Annotated in this window: 16 protein-coding genes, 1 pseudogene and 1 riboswitch; of the genes and pseudogenes, 8 read left to right on the forward strand and 9 right to left on the reverse strand. The window is 36.7% G+C overall.

Translation table 11 applies throughout. From position 1 onward, the window contains the following. Positions 1–55: 55 nt before the first annotated feature. Complete coding sequence (locus MHH73_RS17280; RefSeq protein ID WP_191809793.1) at positions 56–409, forward strand: hypothetical protein; 354 nt, start codon at positions 56–58, stop codon at positions 407–409. Between the two features lie 48 nt (positions 410–457). Here MHH73_RS17280 and MHH73_RS17285 read toward each other — a convergent pair whose 3' ends face one another. The 3 genes from MHH73_RS17285 to MHH73_RS17295 form a co-directional block, all read right to left on the reverse strand. Further along, positions 458–1,642, reverse strand: coding sequence for an MDR family MFS transporter (locus MHH73_RS17285; RefSeq protein ID WP_191809791.1), 1,185 nt, complete (start codon positions 1,640–1,642; stop codon positions 458–460). Between the two features lie 293 nt (positions 1,643–1,935). Then, positions 1,936–2,100 (reverse strand): glycogen biosynthesis protein GlgD, encoded by a 165-nt coding sequence (locus tag MHH73_RS17290; RefSeq protein WP_191809790.1) that lies wholly within the window; start codon positions 2,098–2,100, stop codon positions 1,936–1,938. 14 nt (positions 2,101–2,114) lie between these two features. Then, positions 2,115–2,378 (reverse strand): YtzC family protein, encoded by a 264-nt coding sequence (locus tag MHH73_RS17295; RefSeq protein WP_191809788.1) that lies wholly within the window; start codon positions 2,376–2,378, stop codon positions 2,115–2,117. 174 nt (positions 2,379–2,552) lie between these two features. Between MHH73_RS17295 and MHH73_RS17300 the strand changes: the two genes are divergently transcribed. Further along, the gene (locus MHH73_RS17300) at positions 2,553–3,521 is read left to right on the forward strand and encodes a TIGR01212 family radical SAM protein (protein WP_191809786.1); all 969 of its coding nucleotides are present in this window, start codon (positions 2,553–2,555) and stop codon (positions 3,519–3,521) included. Further along, positions 3,518–4,090 (forward strand): class I SAM-dependent methyltransferase, encoded by a 573-nt coding sequence (locus MHH73_RS17305; protein ID WP_191809784.1) that lies wholly within the window; start codon positions 3,518–3,520, stop codon positions 4,088–4,090. Before MHH73_RS17300 ends, MHH73_RS17305 begins: the two co-directional genes overlap by 4 nt. Positions 4,091–4,369: 279 nt before the next feature. Here MHH73_RS17305 and MHH73_RS17310 read toward each other — a convergent pair whose 3' ends face one another. Together MHH73_RS17310 and MHH73_RS17315 are read right to left on the reverse strand one after the other, a co-directional pair. Further along, complete coding sequence (locus MHH73_RS17310) at positions 4,370–5,455, reverse strand: tetraprenyl-beta-curcumene synthase family protein (protein WP_341068334.1); 1,086 nt, start codon at positions 5,453–5,455, stop codon at positions 4,370–4,372. A gap of 24 nt (positions 5,456–5,479) precedes the next feature. Beyond that, positions 5,480–6,283 (reverse strand): alpha/beta hydrolase, encoded by an 804-nt coding sequence (locus MHH73_RS17315; protein ID WP_341068336.1) that lies wholly within the window; start codon positions 6,281–6,283, stop codon positions 5,480–5,482. A 181-nt stretch (positions 6,284–6,464) separates the two neighbouring features. Here MHH73_RS17315 and MHH73_RS17320 point away from each other — a divergent pair, with 181 nt between their 5' ends. Together MHH73_RS17320 and MHH73_RS17325 are read left to right on the forward strand one after the other, a co-directional pair. Then, positions 6,465–6,986, forward strand: a complete 522-nt coding sequence (locus MHH73_RS17320) for a gamma carbonic anhydrase (protein WP_191809779.1) — start codon at positions 6,465–6,467, stop codon at positions 6,984–6,986. A gap of 62 nt (positions 6,987–7,048) precedes the next feature. Beyond that, a complete protein-coding gene (locus MHH73_RS17325) occupies positions 7,049–7,870 on the forward strand; it encodes a C39 family peptidase (protein WP_191809777.1) in 822 nt (273 codons plus the stop codon). 94 nt (positions 7,871–7,964) lie between these two features. Here MHH73_RS17325 and asnB read toward each other — a convergent pair whose 3' ends face one another. Then, positions 7,965–9,857 carry an asparagine synthase (glutamine-hydrolyzing) gene (gene asnB, locus MHH73_RS17330; RefSeq protein ID WP_191809775.1) on the reverse strand — a complete coding sequence of 631 codons (1,893 nt, stop codon included), beginning with the start codon at positions 9,855–9,857 and terminating at the stop codon, positions 7,965–7,967. 426 nt (positions 9,858–10,283) lie between these two features. Continuing rightward, positions 10,284–11,483: a methionine adenosyltransferase gene (metK, locus tag MHH73_RS17335; protein WP_191809773.1), complete on the reverse strand. Its 1,200-nt coding sequence runs from the start codon at positions 11,481–11,483 to the stop codon at positions 10,284–10,286. Positions 11,484–11,784: 301 nt separating this feature from the next. Further along, a riboswitch (SAM riboswitch) is annotated at positions 11,785–11,910 on the reverse strand. A 388-nt stretch (positions 11,911–12,298) separates the two neighbouring features. On the opposite strand from metK, the gene pckA reads away from it, so the two are divergent. Next, positions 12,299–13,882, forward strand: a complete 1,584-nt coding sequence (gene pckA / locus MHH73_RS17340; protein WP_191809770.1) for a phosphoenolpyruvate carboxykinase (ATP) — start codon at positions 12,299–12,301, stop codon at positions 13,880–13,882. Positions 13,883–14,141: 259 nt separating this feature from the next. Here the strand turns inward: pckA and MHH73_RS17345 are convergent, their stop codons facing one another. Both MHH73_RS17345 and MHH73_RS17350 read right to left on the reverse strand, forming a co-directional pair. Further along, the gene (locus MHH73_RS17345; RefSeq protein WP_191809768.1) at positions 14,142–14,384 is read right to left on the reverse strand and encodes a DUF2584 domain-containing protein; all 243 of its coding nucleotides are present in this window, start codon (positions 14,382–14,384) and stop codon (positions 14,142–14,144) included. A 69-nt stretch (positions 14,385–14,453) separates the two neighbouring features. Further along, positions 14,454–15,164: an alpha/beta hydrolase family protein gene (locus MHH73_RS17350; protein WP_341069817.1), complete on the reverse strand. Its 711-nt coding sequence runs from the start codon at positions 15,162–15,164 to the stop codon at positions 14,454–14,456. 173 nt (positions 15,165–15,337) lie between these two features. Here MHH73_RS17350 and MHH73_RS17355 point away from each other — a divergent pair. Together MHH73_RS17355 and MHH73_RS17360 are read left to right on the forward strand one after the other, a co-directional pair. Beyond that, positions 15,338–15,667: pseudogene (locus MHH73_RS17355) on the forward strand (ABC transporter substrate-binding protein); the annotation flags it as partial. A gap of 228 nt (positions 15,668–15,895) precedes the next feature. Next, positions 15,896–16,702, forward strand: coding sequence for a helix-turn-helix domain-containing protein (locus MHH73_RS17360; protein ID WP_341068342.1), 807 nt, complete (start codon positions 15,896–15,898; stop codon positions 16,700–16,702). The last annotated feature ends 78 nt before the right edge of the window (positions 16,703–16,780 follow it).

Consider the following 16,780-nt stretch of genomic DNA (forward strand, 5'->3'; position numbering starts at 1 on the left):
CTTCCTTATTTTGCCCATAACTATAGTAAAAAATAAGGAAAGGTGATTTCATATTATGAAAGGTATCGCTTTTATTAATGAAAAGTGGATTATGAATGATTATAAAACTTTAGATGAAAGCCTTGAAGTTCAGAAGCAATCCATCCAGACGTTCATTGAAAATAACCAAATGAAAACCATTAAATTAAATCCTTATCAATTACATGATTACTACACCATTCCACATGCCTTATATTATGATTTAAAACAAACCAAACCGAAGTTAGATTGCCTGATACTCTATTCTGAAAAAGTCATTGAAAGTTTTATCGAGGCTTATCCCGCTCGTTGGTTGATCTTGAAAAGTTTCTTTCATAAAGTCATTTTTCTAGATGAAGTTCAATCACATCATTACCAAGATATTATCTGAATGGTTGAGTAAAGAGCCCCTAGAATTTTTATCTACGGGGCTCTCTTTTTATGAAGATATAGCTGGCATAACTTTTTTCTTTTTAAGCTTTTTATCATAAACAATGGTTGTATATACGGAGATGAGCAGTAATGCCATTAGAATACCGAAAAGCATCTTTACACCGTATACATCGACAAGTACGCCTCCAAGTAACGGCCCGATCATTCTGCCTCCTGTAGAGACACTATTAACAATCCCTTGATAGAATCCTTCTTTACCTTTTGGTGCTAAGTCATTTGCAATAGTAGGTACCGCAGGCCATACAAGCATTTCGCCAATGGTTAAAATAATCATTGCGGTGACAAAACCAGAAAAGGCAACTGCATTTCCTACAACAGCAAAAGAGATAGCAAAAATAAAAATGCCAATAATAATTTGTACTTTTAATGATTTTATTCTTTTAACTAAAAGACTAATTAATGGTTGCGCAAGCACGATCATGGCGCCATTTATTGTCCATAACATACTGTATTGTTTTAAAGAAATCCCAATTTGTTGAGTATATGCTGAGATAGTCGATTGCCATTGCACATAGCCAATACAACATAATAGATAACCGATTAACAGAATGAATAGTGCGTTTAATTTAGGATTGCCGCGCCATTTTTGTTCTGTTTTTATTTCATTTGGTTGATTAACAGGTTTTACTTCCATTTTTCGATAGCTAGTGACTGCTATCAAAAAGAACAAAATATACATTAGACAATTAGCGATAAAAATATAATTGAAAGAAAATGAAGCGATATACCCTGCCATTGCTGCACCTAATGCGACACCTAGATTTGTCGCTACATACATCGCATTAAACGCTTTTCTCCCGCCCTCTTTCCATACACTTCCTGCCAATGCATACATAGAAGGAAACACGATTCCTGAGCCAAAACCTAAAATCGTCAATAATACAATGTATTCCGGCCATCCGTGTTTAAAGACCATAATAATGAGTGAAGCTAACGAAATGACTACGCCTAATAAAATCGAGCGATAGCCACCTAATTTATCAAACAGCACACCACCAACGAGATTGCCTATGACTGTTGCTGCTGAATTAATCATTAAAACAATACCGGCCATCGATAAAGACTTTCCTAATTCTTCATGCATATAAATCGTGTTTAAAGGCCATAAAAAAGAGGAACCTGTTACATTAACAGCCATCCCAATAACTAATAACCACAAAGCTCGAGGCATCATCCATACCCCTTTCACATTCTATTCATTTCATTCCATTTCGAATTCCAAAATAAATTCTATTCGTTTTTGATGATGGATTCAATACTAATTTTGTGACAGATTTAGACATCTACCTTATCTATACATATAAATGAATAAATACTCTTAAAATTAAGCATAAACTGAAGAAATGGATGCCATTATGTATGATATATACAGTAATCGTTTTATTAACTTTTTCAAAAACCGTACACAAGCAAACTCCATGAAATTCGCTTGATGTACGGGATTATTTGACTTACACATATGATTTATTCTGGATGAAATTTTGATTTCACAGGTTGCCCACCTGTTTCCTCATACTTCTTTTTAGACCGTGGGATCACATTCGCACTACCGAATTCAACCTCTTGGTTATTGAGACCATTTCTTGTTTTTTGCTCTGGATTGTTTTGGTTTGATTTTTTTCTAACCATTTATTATTCACCTCTTAATGGGGAGTAATGATCATTTGATTTTGTAATTGCTGTAATTGTAATCTCATTCGATGAAGCTCTTCCCTTTGTGCATCTGTAGCACTATGAGACATCGTCATTAAATCATTGTAGGCTTGTTCAATATGAGCAAGCGCTTTAGCATAGTCTTGGTCGTTATAATGTTCTTGCATTTGTCCATCTTTAAACTGCATATTAGCAAATTGTATTACTTCTTCACATTGTTGCATTAATTGTTGTACGGATTCACGGGTTGCCATAAAAGCCTTCCCCCTCTTTTTAATGAAGTGTACGAAGCAAATGCGCCTCATAGATAGTATTTACCGAGTGTTCCATTTCTACTAATTGAAATGTTATCAATGTGTAATTGAGTTGATGATTTCTTTCATGATAATATTGAATTTGTCACAGTGGTGACTTTAGGAGGGCTAACTTTGGATTTACTCACTCAATTTCCATATACAATTGATCAAAAACGTTATCATACATGGAACTTTCATTTAAAAAAACATTTCGGACATAAGGTCTTTAAAGTAGCTTTGGATGGGGGCTTTGATTGTCCTAATCGTGATGGTACTGTCGCTCATGGTGGCTGTACATTTTGCAGTGCAGCAGGTTCAGGTGATTTTGCCGGTAATCGGGCAGAACCATTAGACGTACAATTTATTAAAATCAAGGATAGCATGCATAAGAAATGGAAAAATGGAAAATACATCGCTTATTTCCAAGCATTCACAAATACCCATGCACCTGTTGAAGTACTTAAAGAAAAGTATGAATTTGTCTTAAAACAAGAAGGAGTTGTTGGCTTATCTATTGCCACAAGGCCTGATTGTTTACCAGATGATGTCATAGACTATTTAGCTGACCTTAATAAAAGAACATACTTATGGGTTGAATTAGGCCTACAAACCGTTCATGAAAAAACAGCCCAACTAATTAATCGTGCACATGATTATGATTGCTATAAAGAAGGCGTAAAGAAACTTCGGCAACATCATATACGTGTCTGTTCTCATATCATTAATGGTTTACCTGAAGAGTCACCTGAAATGATGATGGAAACAGCACAGGAGGTGGCAAAATTAGATGTACAGGGAATTAAAATACACTTGTTACATCTTTTAAAAGGCACGCCGATGGTTAAGCAATATGAAAAGGGCATGGTTTCATTCCTTAGCCGTGATGACTACATTCAGTTAGTTTGTGACCAATTAGAAATTTTACCAAAAGAGATGATTGTTCATCGCATTACTGGCGATGGGCCTATCGATCTTATGATAGGTCCTATGTGGAGTGTGAATAAATGGGATGTCCTAAATGGCATTGATCAGGAACTAAAGCGAAGAGATAGCTGGCAAGGTAAATATCATCAATCATTTACCGAGGAGGTGAGCTCTTGAAGATAGAACGTATTTTACCATTTGCGAGAGAACTACTACAGAAAGCAATTGCACCAGGAGATGTCGTCGTTGATGCCACACTTGGAAATGGACATGACACATTATTTTTAGCTCAACTCGTTGGCGAACATGGCAGAGTATATGGATTCGATATCCAAGAAGAGGCCATACAGTCTACCCAAATTAAACTTGATGAACACGAACTTTCTAATCGTACAGTTCTATTCAATCGTGGTCATGAGCATGTAACTGCTTGCATTCCACCCATTCATTTCGGTCGTATCACTGGCGCCATTTTTAACCTCGGGTACTTACCTGGTGGAGACAAAACGATTGTCACAAGACCGAGAACAACTATTTCCGCGATTGAACAATTAATCGATATGATGGCACCTGAAGGCATCATTATTTTGGTGATTTATCATGGCCATCCAGAAGGTGCTGTTGAGCGTGACTATATTTTGCGTTACTTGAAAACCATTGATCAACATACTGCTCATATTTTGCAGTATCAATTCATTAACCAAGCTAACCGTCCACCTTTTATTGTTGCGATTGAGAAAAGGTAAGACGAAGATCAATTACGTACAGACAAGAACAAATTTGTTCTTGTTTTTTTATTTTATGTACATTTTAGCGTCTGAACCGATTCTAAGCTATTCAAGTCTGCACTGTCTTTTCTTGATGGCTTGCTTGCGAGTCAGACTTGCATACTTTTACCTTGTGTGATTCGATGCAGACCTATGGCGACAGAAACCCCTCATTACCTAATGTTCCAAGATAATGACAGTAGGGAGAATTTTATTCTGCAAATTTTATCGATTTAAGACCGACATTAAGCTTTCAAATCATGAACTCACAACTGCCTTCCTGCTTTTTAATGCGCGATAGGCACGACCATTAATATAAAAAAAGAGGCTTGAAAATCCACCAGATTTAATCATCTTTCTTGCTAGTTTTTTCATTTGCTGTCTTTTTCCAACTTTTTCATCTGATAAGTATAGCCCTAATAACCCCCGGTTAATTAAAAGGTGAAATCGTTTATGGGGAAGCTTATCCGTCTGCTCATCTGCACACTTTACAAAATAACGCATGCGCTCAAATAACTCTTTTTCATCTTCATAATAAAAGCAAAAGTTTAAATCCCCTGCTTCCTTATCTTCCTCTTGATCAATGTAATAGTCTAATAAAATGTGTAAGCCTTGAATGTATGGAAAATACCCATTACGTATAATCTCACCGTAGCTTTCCTTATAGTCCCTTCTCGTTGCATAAGCAACTAAACAAAAAATACCGAGTGTGGAACCCGAACAAGCAGAAAATTCATACCAGCTCATAGATGGGATGATATCTTGATGTTCTTTATACCAATTTTGCAAGCGAGGAACTCTTTGTTCTATTGCCACATGTTTATGTATTTGTAAATCACAATAATATCGACAAAGCTCTGTCAAGTAAGGTTTGATCATTGGATAATTTTCCATAGAAGCTAAAACTTTACGGCAAGTCATCACTAATGCTAATAGATACCCACCATCTTCTTGGTCATCCCGATAACGATAATAGTTCACCTTAGGTAACTGATCATCGATTAACAATGAATGACGCATCGCTTCATGTATTGCCGTAAAATCTTTAGGGTCCATCGATGTACTTCTATCACATAAATTATCTAAGTAATCACTAATGGTTTGATAGGCAACAATAAACGTTATGACTTGACGATAATCATCAACGGCCAAAAGTGACATGATGGCCCCACCCTCACAATGAAAGGTTTTATCTTTTATGCTAGAAAGAGCTTGCGACTTTAATTCCTCATTGGGGATTGATTCCGCCAATTTGCGCCATTTATTTAACTCTTCATTCACAGCAGGCATCACTTTTCTATATGCATTTGTCATTAAGCTGATCGGCATTGTTGGTACATTCATTACATGGACTCCCCTTACGCTTTACTAAACAATATACCCGATAGAACGCAAACTGCTCATTACAAAATCCTTTGCATAATCAAATACATCTTCCCTCTCTGGCTCATTAAAGATTTCATGATAGCATTTTGGCCATTCTTTAAAACGTTTCTCAGTAAACGGAGCTTTATTGAACCATTGTTTAACGGGAACCTTATTAACAATTTTGTCATCACCACCTTGCATAACCAGTAAAGGCACATCTTGCACCTTTTTTATATCTTCAAATGCGAGATTGATCGTTTGCTGTAGTTCACGAAACCACCTTATAGACACTTTGGTAATATATAATGTATCGTTTACATCCATTTCTCTTACATCAGCATTCCTTGTTGCCATATCAATAGTTAATCCGGAATTGACTCTTAATGTAGGAGCAATTTTATTTAAAGGATACGATGCAAGCTCGAGTAGCTTTGGTGGGTTTTTCATAAGTCCTAAACATGGAGATGAAAGAATGACGCCCGCTAGCTTTAATCTTTCTTCTTGTAACAAGCGTATTGTTATTAAACCACCCATGCTATGACCTAAAAGAAAAACAGGTAAATCAAAGGTGTAAGCAGCTTGTATCCAATCCTTTACCTCAATAAGATACTCTTGAAAAGAATCTATATGCCCTCTTCTTGATCTCGTCGTCATTCCTTGGCCCGGAAGGTCACCCATAATGACGTGAAATCCTGATACTCTCCACATTTCTATTAACCAACCATACCTGCCGTGATGTTCCATTGCCCCATGAACCATCACAATCACACCTTTTGCCTCACCCTCAGCTTCCCATTTCCACATCGTCTGATCCTCCTAAAAACAATTCTGTTTCGTTCAAGTTTGTTATCCTTTATTATATCCTACCTTTAAAAAATCTTCACGATTTCTCATGATTTCTCCATGATATAATATTAAAAAAGAGCTGAATGGCTAGAAAACAGCCCTTCTAAATTGACTAAGATAAAAAGGAGCTATGATATCAATGATTTATCCTTTTCATGACAAACAACCAAAAATTGCTGATGATGTATTTATTGCTGATTATACAACTATTACGGGTGATGTAGAAATTGGCGAAGGATCAAGCGTTTGGTTCAATACTGTCATCCGCGGCGATGTTGCACCCACTTATATTGGAAAAAGGGTGAATATACAAGACAATTCTGTTCTTCACCAAAGCCCTCAAAACCCACTCATCCTTGAAGATGAAGTGACAATTGGACACCAAGTGATCTTACATAGTTGTAAAATAAGAAAAAGAGCATTAATTGGCATGGGTTCCATCGTCTTAGATGGTGCAGAAATTGGTGAAGGTGCATTTATCGGAGCAGGTAGTCTTGTGCCTCAAGGGAAGATCATCCCCCCAAACACTTTAGCATTTGGTCGTCCAGCAAAAGTAGTACGTGAATTAAATGACGATGATAAAAAAGATATGGAGCGGATTGTACGAGAATATGCTGAGAAAGGGCAGTACTACAAAGCAATCAAAAAAGAGCAGCAATAACTTCTGATAAATTTTGCTCTATCGCCGATAATAAGTGGAAGACATTTTTTCAGGTGGTGTAATTGTTGAAATTTATTATTGGATTGACACTGATTTTGTTAGCTTATTTATTGATAAAACTGCTAAAAAATGGTGCTAAACAACTGCTTATCCTTCTTCTTATTTTAATTTTCCTTCTTCCTTCTCCGAGAGTAACAACGGAACACGCTGATGCGGCTCCTTTCCGAGAGAACAAAAGGGCGGAAGGTACAAACAATGAAGAATTTATCGTAAAAATAAAACAACAAGTATTATTGGACATTCCGGTCATACCACAATTTCCAGAACTCCCTCGCGGATGTGAAGTAACAAGCCTGGCGATGTTACTCAACCATGCAGGTGTAACTGTTGATAAAATGACTTTAGCTAAAGAAATCAGGAAAAACCCTGCAACGTTTCAAAAAAAAGAGGGCAAGATTTATTATGGTCACCCCAATGACGGTTTTGTTGGCGATATGTACTCTTTTAACAATCGAGGACTCGGGGTTTACCATACGCCGATTAAAGAGCTGGCAGAAACCTATTTACCAGATAAGATTCATGATTTTACTGGTGATGACTTTTCGTCAATCAAAACACATCTCTCTAATGAGAAACCTGTCTGGGTGATTATTAATACGAAATACAATGAACTGCCTGATGCTTATTTTCAGACATGGCACACACCAAGTGGCGTGATTGATATTACGTATAAAGAACATTCCGTGTTAGTCACTGGATACGATGACCAATATATATACTTTAATGATCCCTTTTCAAATATAAAAAATAAGAAAGCACCTATCAAAGAGTTCCAAGCAGGTTGGGAACAAATGGGCAGGCAAGCCATTACTTATTTAAATTAGAAATAAGGCAGTTAAGAAAATCAACATATCAAATAACAAGAAAAAAACCCGGACTATTGTTCGGGTTTTAATTTGATTAATGTTTTTTCTCAGCTTAAAAGTTAGCAGTTGTAGCTGAAACCAATTGGTTTTCGAAATCATACTTCTTCTCAATAAAAACATCATGCCACACAATAAACATAAGGACCGTCCAGATTTTCCTACTGTAATCTGCTTTTCCTTGTGCATGCCATTCAAGTAAATTTACTACATACTCTTTATTAATTAAATAGTCTGTATGGCTCTCTTTAATTAGTGTCTTAGCCCAATCATACATCTCATCCTTTAACCAATGACGGATAGGAACCGGGAATCCTAACTTTTTACGGTTCAACACATGTTCTGGCACAATACCTTCTGCTGCCTTACGAAGGATATATTTCGTTGTTTGATGAGATGTTTTTAAATGGGTTGGAATGGTGGAAGCCACATTAAAGACCTCTTTATCAAGGAATGGTACCCTTAATTCCAATGAATGTGCCATCGTCATTTTATCTGCTTTTAAAAGAATATCTCCGCGCATCCAAGTATGAATATCAATATACTGCATTTGATTAACCGCATCATAGGCTGCACTTTCAGCATATAATGGACGGGTAATATCTTTAAAATCATTCTTCTCGTTATAAACCTGCAATAATTCTCTTTTTTCATGTTCTAAGAACATTTTCGCATTACCAATATAGCGTTCTTCCATTGGAGTCGTTCCTCGTTCAATAAAGCTCTTACCTCTCATCCCCTCTGGCATGATTCGAGAAAGGGTACGCAATAACTTTCTTCCTGCTGAAGGCATTTTATTAAAAATTTCTAAGTCCTGTGGTTCACGATAAATATTATATCCACCAAACAGTTCATCGGCGCCTTCGCCTGATAGCACCACCGTTACATGTTTTCTTGCTTCTCTTGCGACAAAGTAAAGTGGAACGCAAGCAGGGTCCGCTAATGGGTCATCTGTGTGCCACATAATTTTAGGTACTTCTTGCATATATTCTTCTGGAGAGATGATATAGCTTATATTTTCAACACCTAGTTTTTCAGCTGTTTCTTTAGCCACATCCACTTCACTAAAACCGTCCCTTTCAAAACCTACTGAAAACGTTTTAATATTTGGGTGAAACTGTTTTGCTATGGATGCAATAATAGAAGAATCAATCCCACCGGATAAAAACGAGCCTACAGGTACATCACTACGCATATGCATTTTAACTGAATCCGTTAAAACATCTTGAATCTCTTTAATAAACTGAGATTCTTCTTTTTGTACAGGTTGGAAATGTGCTTTCCAATAACGCTGAATATGCATAGAGCCACCGATTTTCTTCTTGAAATAATGACCTGGCTCAAGTTTCTTTATACCAACCGACATGGTCATCGGTTCAGGTACAAATTGATAAGTCATATAATACTGCAAAGCATCATAATTAATGACATCGTTTTTCAATGCCAGTAGAATACTTTTCTTTTCAGAGGCAAAGTAAGTGGTCTCATCATCTTCAAGATAATAAAAAGGTTTAATGCCAAAAGGATCTCTCGCACCAAATACTTCTTGCTTCTCTTTATCCCAAATAACGAAGGAAAACATACCTCTTAACTTTTCTGCCGCCTTCTCTTTATAATAACTATACAAAGCAATAATCACTTCAGTATCCGAATGGGTTTCAAAAGTTAATCCTTTATTGATTAATTCCTCGCGTAGTTCAACATAATTATAAACTTCACCATTAAAAATAATCCAATATTTACCATTATCAAATGTAAGTGGTTGATGACCACTTTCAATGTCTATAATACTTAATCGGCGGAATCCAAATTGGATATGATCAGATCGATAATATCCGGCATCATCTGGCCCACGATGAGTAATAATGTTATTCATATTCTCAAATTGTTTATCTGCTTCTTGTACTTTTTGTGCTTGATCATGTATACAACCAATAAAACCACACATTATGTACGTCACCTTCTTTTTATTTCATCTAGTTTGTTGTATTTTCCCATACCTTGTATAGACGTTAAGTTATTTTAAAAAGTTTCACCTTTCGAAAAAAAATGGAAGATTTATGCTAGGCAGTATGTTCATGTTTTCTCCTTCGTATACTTAAGAACATTTATTCTATACCCACCTTCTAAGACGAAAAGATGACATTAATTTTAATTTTTTATGAAATCGTTTCGATTTCCCTTTATGTCGATTATTGGGGATCTGTAATATCTAAAAAAACGAATTTTGTTCTATTACTTTAATCAAATTCTTTTTGATGTACGAGCAAATCGTTTTGGACGTATTAATTTTATGATAGCCCCTTTTTTTCCAAAAAAAAAAGACTGTAGAAAACTCATTAAAGGCGTTTTCTACAGCCATAACTTTTCTAATTTATTTTAAAGCTTCCTTGCGCAAGTCTTCTGCTTTATCTGTGCGCTCCCAAGGTAAATCGATATCTGTACGGCCGAAATGTCCATAAGCAGCTGTCTGCTTGTAGATTGGACGACGTAAATCAAGCATTTTAATAATACCAGCAGGACGGAGGTCAAAATTGTTTCTAACAACTTCAACTAAAACATCCTCAGATACTGCTCCAGTTCCAAATGTATCAATACTGATGGATACAGGCTGAGCAACACCGATTGCATAGGCTAATTGAACTTCCGCTTTATCAGCTAGTTCTGCAGCAACAATATTCTTTGCTACATATCGAGCCGCGTAAGCAGCTGAACGGTCAACTTTCGTTGCATCCTTACCAGAGAATGCACCACCACCGTGACGAGCATAACCGCCGTAAGTGTCAACAATAATTTTTCTACCAGTTAAGCCAGCATCTCCTTGAGGTCCACCAATAACGAAGCGTCCTGTTGGATTAATAAAGTATTTTGTGTTTTCATCAATTAATTCAGTAGGAACAACCGGATTGATTACATGCTCTTTTAAATTGCGTTGGATTTGTTCTAAACTGATTTCTGGATGATGCTGTGTAGAGATAACAATTGTATCAATACGTACAGGTTGGTTGTTTTCATCATATTCTACAGTTACTTGCGTTTTACCATCTGGGCGAAGATAAGGTAAGATTTCCTCTTTTCTTACTTCAGCTAAACGGCGAGAAAGTTTATGCGCTAATGAAATAGGTAATGGCATAAGCTCTTTTGTTTCATTACATGCAAAACCAAACATTAAACCTTGGTCTCCAGCACCAATGGCTTCAATTTCAGCATCAGTCATCTGTCCTTCACGCGCTTCTAATGCTTGGTCTACACCCATAGCAATATCTGCTGACTGCTCATCAATAGAAGTTAATACTGCACATGTTTCAGAATCAAAGCCATATTTTGCACGTGTATAACCAATTTCCTTAATGGTTTCACGAACGATTTTTGGAATATCTACATATGTGGATGTAGTGATTTCACCTGCAACCAATACAAGACCTGTAGTAACAGACGTTTCCGCAGCAACCCTCGCATTCGGGTCCTTTGATAAAATAGCATCTAGTATTGCATCAGAAATTTGGTCACTGATCTTATCCGGATGACCTTCAGTAACTGATTCAGAAGTAAACAATCTACGTTTTGTTGACATCTGACTTCCTCCTTATTTATCGAATCAATAAGACTTTATATTAGCCTTTAATTTTGATACGGAACTCATTCCCTTATTTGAATCTTCATTATTTATGGGCCAATGTTTATCTCATACCCTTAATAACCTATGCGTTAACTTGGAATATTGAGAATAAAATGGTTGGATCTTTTCCCCATGCATAAATAGTACATTCCAAAAGCCGCTCCTCGTATTCGCCAACATCATGTTAAAAAGCATGAAAAAAAACCTCTTCTCTGATTTAGTGAAAAGGTTGAAGTAAAATGATTCGCGCCTTTCACTCTTATCGTTCAAGGATAGTGAGTAATAAATCCTTGCATCAGGTTAGCACCTTTGCTCATAAAAATGTAGTTGGCAGGTTGCTGGGTTTCATAGGGCCTGTCCCTCCACCAGCTCGGGATAAGAGAGTATCCGTTCAAGGATTCATCATAACTTACACAAGGAATATAGTCAATTGTTTTTCCTCAACTATTCAATGTAAAAATTGTCATATGCTTACTCGATACGCTGAGTTTTGATAGCGAACAAAGGGATGTTTAGATGATACCGTTATTTTTCCTTAATATATATAAAAATTACATTAAATTTGCTGATTATCCTTTTTAAATTTGCAAAAGCTATTTATAATGAATACTGCCTGTATTTGTGACAATTTCATTAATTATATAAAAATGATTTATATAGTATAGACTGAATGAATAAATGTGTTATACTATTTTTGAAGAAATAATCACAAATAGCGACTGAGATGCATATCTCTTAAATAATATTATATAAAGGAAGGTATTCATCAGATGAATTCTGTATCGATAACTGAGTTAAATGATTTACTAAAAGGCGAAAACATCCAAGTTCAATTATCTGTGCCGCAACTAGTTGAGAAAGTATTAAACCGTAATGAAGGTGTACTTACATCTACTGGTGCCATTCGCGCGACAACAGGTAAGTATACAGGTCGTTCACCTAAAGACAAATATACAGTTGAAGAAGCAAGCTCTAAAGATAAAATTGATTGGGGAAGTGTGAACCAACCAATTTCTGAAGCAGTCTTCAATAACTTATACAACAAGGTGATTGCTTTCTTAAAAGAGAAAGAAGAAGTTTTCGTATTCAAAGGATTTGCTGGTGCGGATAAGAAACACCGTATGCCAATCCAAGTAATTAATGAATATGCTTGGCATAACCTTTTTGCACACCAATTATTTATTCGACCTACAGAAGAAGACTTATTAGATCACGAATCTGAGTTTACAGTTATTTCAGCACCTAATTTCAAAGCAGACCCAGCAGTTGACGGTACAGCTTCAGAAACCTTTATTATCGTTTCATTCGAACGCCGTATTGTTCTTATTGGTGGTACTGAGTATGCTGGTGAAATGAAAAAATCTATTTTCTCTGTTATGAACTATATGCTTCCTGAAAATGGTATCCTCCCTATGCACTGTTCAGCCAATGTTGGCCGCGAAGGCGATGTGGCTTTATTCTTTGGTCTTTCCGGCACTGGTAAAACAACATTATCAGCTGATCCAAACCGTCGTTTAATCGGTGATGATGAGCATGGCTGGTCTCCAAATGGTGTATTCAACATTGAAGGTGGTTGCTATGCGAAGTGTATCGATCTTACACGCGAGAAAGAACCACAAATTTTCGATGCCATCCGTTTTGGCGCAGTACTGGAGAATGTTGTATTAGACAAAGAAACTCGTGTAGCTGATTATGCGGACAATACGCTAACAGAAAACACGCGTGCTGCTTACCAATTACAAGCAATTGACAATATCGTTGACCCAAGTATTGCAGGTCACCCGAACACAATCATCTTCTTAACAGCTGATGCTTCTGGTGTATTACCTCCAATCTCAAAATTGAATAAAGAACAAGCAATGTATCACTTCCTAAGTGGATACACTTCTAAGTTGGCTGGTACTGAGCGTGGCATTACTTCACCACAAGCGACTTTCTCAACTTGCTTTGGCTCACCGTTCCTACCATTACCTGCACAACAATATGCTGAAATGCTTGGTAAAAAAATTGACGAGCATAACGCAAAAGTATTCCTTGTAAACACTGGTTGGACTGGTGGCGAATATGGCGTAGGTAGCCGTATGAAGCTTGCATATACACGTGCAATGGTTGAAGCTGCTCTAGAAGGCGAACTTAATTCTGTTGAGACAGTAACCGATCAAGTATTCGGCTTAGAAATTCCGCAACATGTAACAGGTGTTCCTGATGAAGTACTATTACCTAACAAAACTTGGCCAGATCAAGATGCCTATAATGTAAAAGCAAAAGAACTTGCCAATGAATTCCGTGAAAACTTCAAGAAATTCGGTAATATTTCTAGTGATATCGCTGAAAAAGGCGGTCCTATCGCTTAATAGTCAAAACCTTCGAGCTTTGTGCCCGAAGGTTTTTTGTTACAGCATTTTGAGGGTACATCAATTTCGTTCTCTTTATTTAGCGGAGGGCGGTTATTGGATACTTAGAACTGAGTGAGAATGTGGGTCTACAAAGGATTAGTTTCTACTTAAGAAACAATGACCTATCTGCGGACCGTCGTCGCTTAACAGACACTTGTATTATACGAAAGCAAATGAGAAGAAGCCCGACACGGCAATGGCCGTGTCGGGCTTTTTTTTAGTTTGTTGATTTTAGCGATATGAGTTGATAAAAAATTTTCGTACAATCATTTTCCATTTCTAACTTTTGGATGCTTCCCATACCACTGATTTCACCGTCTCTTGTTTTCTTTACTTCAAGTGGAATATTTAGTGGGTAGAGGCGGTATCCTTCTTTTGTTAATGTAAAAAGATTTTCATTTAACCGCTCTTCTCTTCCTTTCGTAACGATCATTGTATTTAATTCTAAAGGCATACCCATAATTGTTTTGCTCCTTGCTCATCGAGTTTTATATAACTATTGTATCTTACAATCTCAATACAATAAAGCTTATTGTTCTTTCATCCACCGCCCAAGATCACGAACAATTTGTCTATTGATAGCTGGTGGAAAATAGTGCGTATACTCTTTGAAATACCATGTATCTACAGGCTTACCCAACTCTTTTAACCGCTTCTCTAAGCGGAAGGCATGTTCGGCAGAAACATTATGATCTAGGATTCCATGAATAATTAATACATTTGCTTGCAGTTGGTCAAGTTCATATAATGGCGTGCGATATTCATATCGTTCCGGGTATTTATGAGGCGTTCCACCGATGACTCGTTTCATCATTTTACGCAAGTCCACTCTTTCTTCATATGTTAGGAACATATCGCTCACACCACCCCACGTAACTACTGACGCCGCTTCAGGCATATGTAAAGCCGTTAATAATGCCATTATCCCTCCTCTAGAAAACCCAAAGACATGGACCCTTTTTACCCGAGGGTGTTCTGCTAATAGTTGAAATGCTGAAAAGGCATCATAACGGTCATCGCCTGCAAAGTCTTCATTTCCCTCCCCTCCTTGATTGCCCTGATAAAAAGGCGCAAATACAATGAAACCATGGAGGGCAAACTGCACAATTCGACTAGGGCGCACTTTGCCGACGTTCTTAATCCCCCCTCTTAAATATAGAAAACCTTCTGATACGTTTTCATTTTCTGGTTCAGCTAATAGACCTTTGATTTTTAGACCATTAGATAAATATGTAATCATTGATAACTTTACTTGAGGGTGCGGAGATGGAAACCGCCATTTATCGATTATCAATGCTTTTCCCTCCTTTACATATAGTAAAAATTTCACATGGGCAATCACACAAATTTGTCACCCTCATAAGATAGTTTAGATGCAAAAATCTAAGAAACATTGAATGAGGAGGTTCTAAAATGAAAAAATGGCTTAAATGGAGCTTCATGCTTCTTTGTATTTCTGTTCTACTCATTCCTATAGCTGCCTGCGGAAAAGAGGATGTGACAAAAATACGTATCGGCGAGGTCACAAGATCTCTTTTTTATGCTCCCCAATATGTCGCAATTGAAAAAGGTTTTTTTAAAGAGGAAGGATTGGATGTTACGTTAACCACCACAGCCGGTGGCGATAAAACGATGACAGCTCTCTTATCTGATAGTATTGACATCGCTCTTGTTGGCTCTGAAACATCCATCTATGTACAGGCGCAAGGGGCAAATGATCCCGTGATTAACTTTGCCCATGTAAAGCTAAACATAGTACAGGGGAAATAAAAGATAAATCATAGCCGTAAAAATTACAAAATAAAAGAGCACAACGTGTATAAGTGATGTACCACCATCCTTACACCGTCCGCCTACTCGGAATAGGCAAACACTTGCTGTACCCTTAGATGTATTTTATTACACCTTGGGTTAATTAGCAACGGTTTGCTAGAATGGCCGTTGCTTTTTATATCCAAGGGAGCCAGGGAAATGAAAAACCGTATTGATGTAATTGCACAAGAAGAATCTTATAATAACTTATCATCATTTAATGATATAGAATTAATGAACAAGACTGTACGTAAATACAGAGACGTCATAACTGCGTCTATTAAGCGTGTTGATGTGAGAAGTAGACTAATTGCATTACTAGAGATTTTAAAGCGTCATAGCTGCAAGCAAATTGGCGTGAGCTATATGTGTAAAAATACTATTGCAGCTAAGTTAGAAGTATCTTATAAAACTGTTCAAAGATTAATGAAGAAGTTAGTTGACTTGGGTATGATCCGTCAAGTAGAAATGAAGCGTAAAAAAGATATGTTGCAAACTGCTAATGCTGTTATTATTTTGCCTATAAAAGAAGAAGTGACCAACAAGCAACCTGCTAAAAAGTCCAAGAAGTGTCCTACCATTAAAACAAATTCTAGTTCTTTAAAACAAAATATTAATAATACTAAACGTAATAAGAGCGTTAAATTGTCATCTGCAAATTTTATTGCTCATTGGGTACCAAAAAGCTTTGCTGAGTTAACAAGCTATTTTTATTCTGAAGCAAAAGCCATTGAAGAATTTTGGAAAGTAGTTAAACAATGTAATAGAGTAGTAGACCATATGAACGGTTTAAGAGCCTTTACTGAAGAGCAAGAGCTTGAAATTGGTGTCCAATCGTTTAAGGAATTTGTGATGAAAATAAAGTCTGGTGCAAAAATGATTAAAGGGGAATTTGCGTATTTTAATGGCATTGTTAACAATCTTATGGACAAGCTTTATTTTGATGACGCATTTATGTCACGTTAAAGATTAATACCTCTACTGGCATCAGTTGAAAACACTTTAACAAATCTCTAATAAAACATATCCACCCATAGAAAAAGC

Source organism: Cytobacillus sp. FSL K6-0265 (genome assembly GCF_038003465.1).
GTDB classification, from domain to species: Bacteria; Bacillota; Bacilli; order Bacillales; family Cytobacillaceae; genus Cytobacillus; species Cytobacillus stercorigallinarum.

Excerpts from the sequence above, each read along its gene's own strand:
- MHH73_RS17315 (WP_341068336.1), bottom strand. The coding sequence starts at position 6,283 with ATGTGGAAATGGGAAGCTGAGGGTGAGGCAAAAGGTGTGATTGTGATG.
- pckA (WP_191809770.1), top strand. The coding sequence starts at position 12,299 with ATGAATTCTGTATCGATAACTGAGTTAAATGATTTACTAAAAGGCGAA.
- MHH73_RS17290 (WP_191809790.1), bottom strand. The coding sequence starts at position 2,100 with ATGGTTAGAAAAAAATCAAACCAAAACAATCCAGAGCAAAAAACAAGA.
- MHH73_RS17280 (WP_191809793.1), top strand. The coding sequence starts at position 56 with ATGAAAGGTATCGCTTTTATTAATGAAAAGTGGATTATGAATGATTAT.
- asnB (WP_191809775.1), bottom strand. The coding sequence starts at position 9,857 with ATGTGTGGTTTTATTGGTTGTATACATGATCAAGCACAAAAAGTACAA.
- MHH73_RS17320 (WP_191809779.1), top strand. The coding sequence starts at position 6,465 with ATGATTTATCCTTTTCATGACAAACAACCAAAAATTGCTGATGATGTA.
- MHH73_RS17360 (WP_341068342.1), top strand. The coding sequence starts at position 15,896 with ATGAAAAACCGTATTGATGTAATTGCACAAGAAGAATCTTATAATAAC.
- metK (WP_191809773.1), bottom strand. The coding sequence starts at position 11,483 with ATGTCAACAAAACGTAGATTGTTTACTTCTGAATCAGTTACTGAAGGT.
- MHH73_RS17350 (WP_341069817.1), bottom strand. The coding sequence starts at position 15,164 with ATGATTACATATTTATCTAATGGTCTAAAAATCAAAGGTCTATTAGCT.
- MHH73_RS17345 (WP_191809768.1), bottom strand. The coding sequence starts at position 14,384 with ATGGGTATGCCTTTAGAATTAAATACAATGATCGTTACGAAAGGAAGA.
- MHH73_RS17310 (WP_341068334.1), bottom strand. The coding sequence starts at position 5,455 with ATGAATGTACCAACAATGCCGATCAGCTTAATGACAAATGCATATAGA.
- MHH73_RS17295 (WP_191809788.1), bottom strand. The coding sequence starts at position 2,378 with ATGGCAACCCGTGAATCCGTACAACAATTAATGCAACAATGTGAAGAA.
- MHH73_RS17285 (WP_191809791.1), bottom strand. The coding sequence starts at position 1,642 with ATGCCTCGAGCTTTGTGGTTATTAGTTATTGGGATGGCTGTTAATGTA.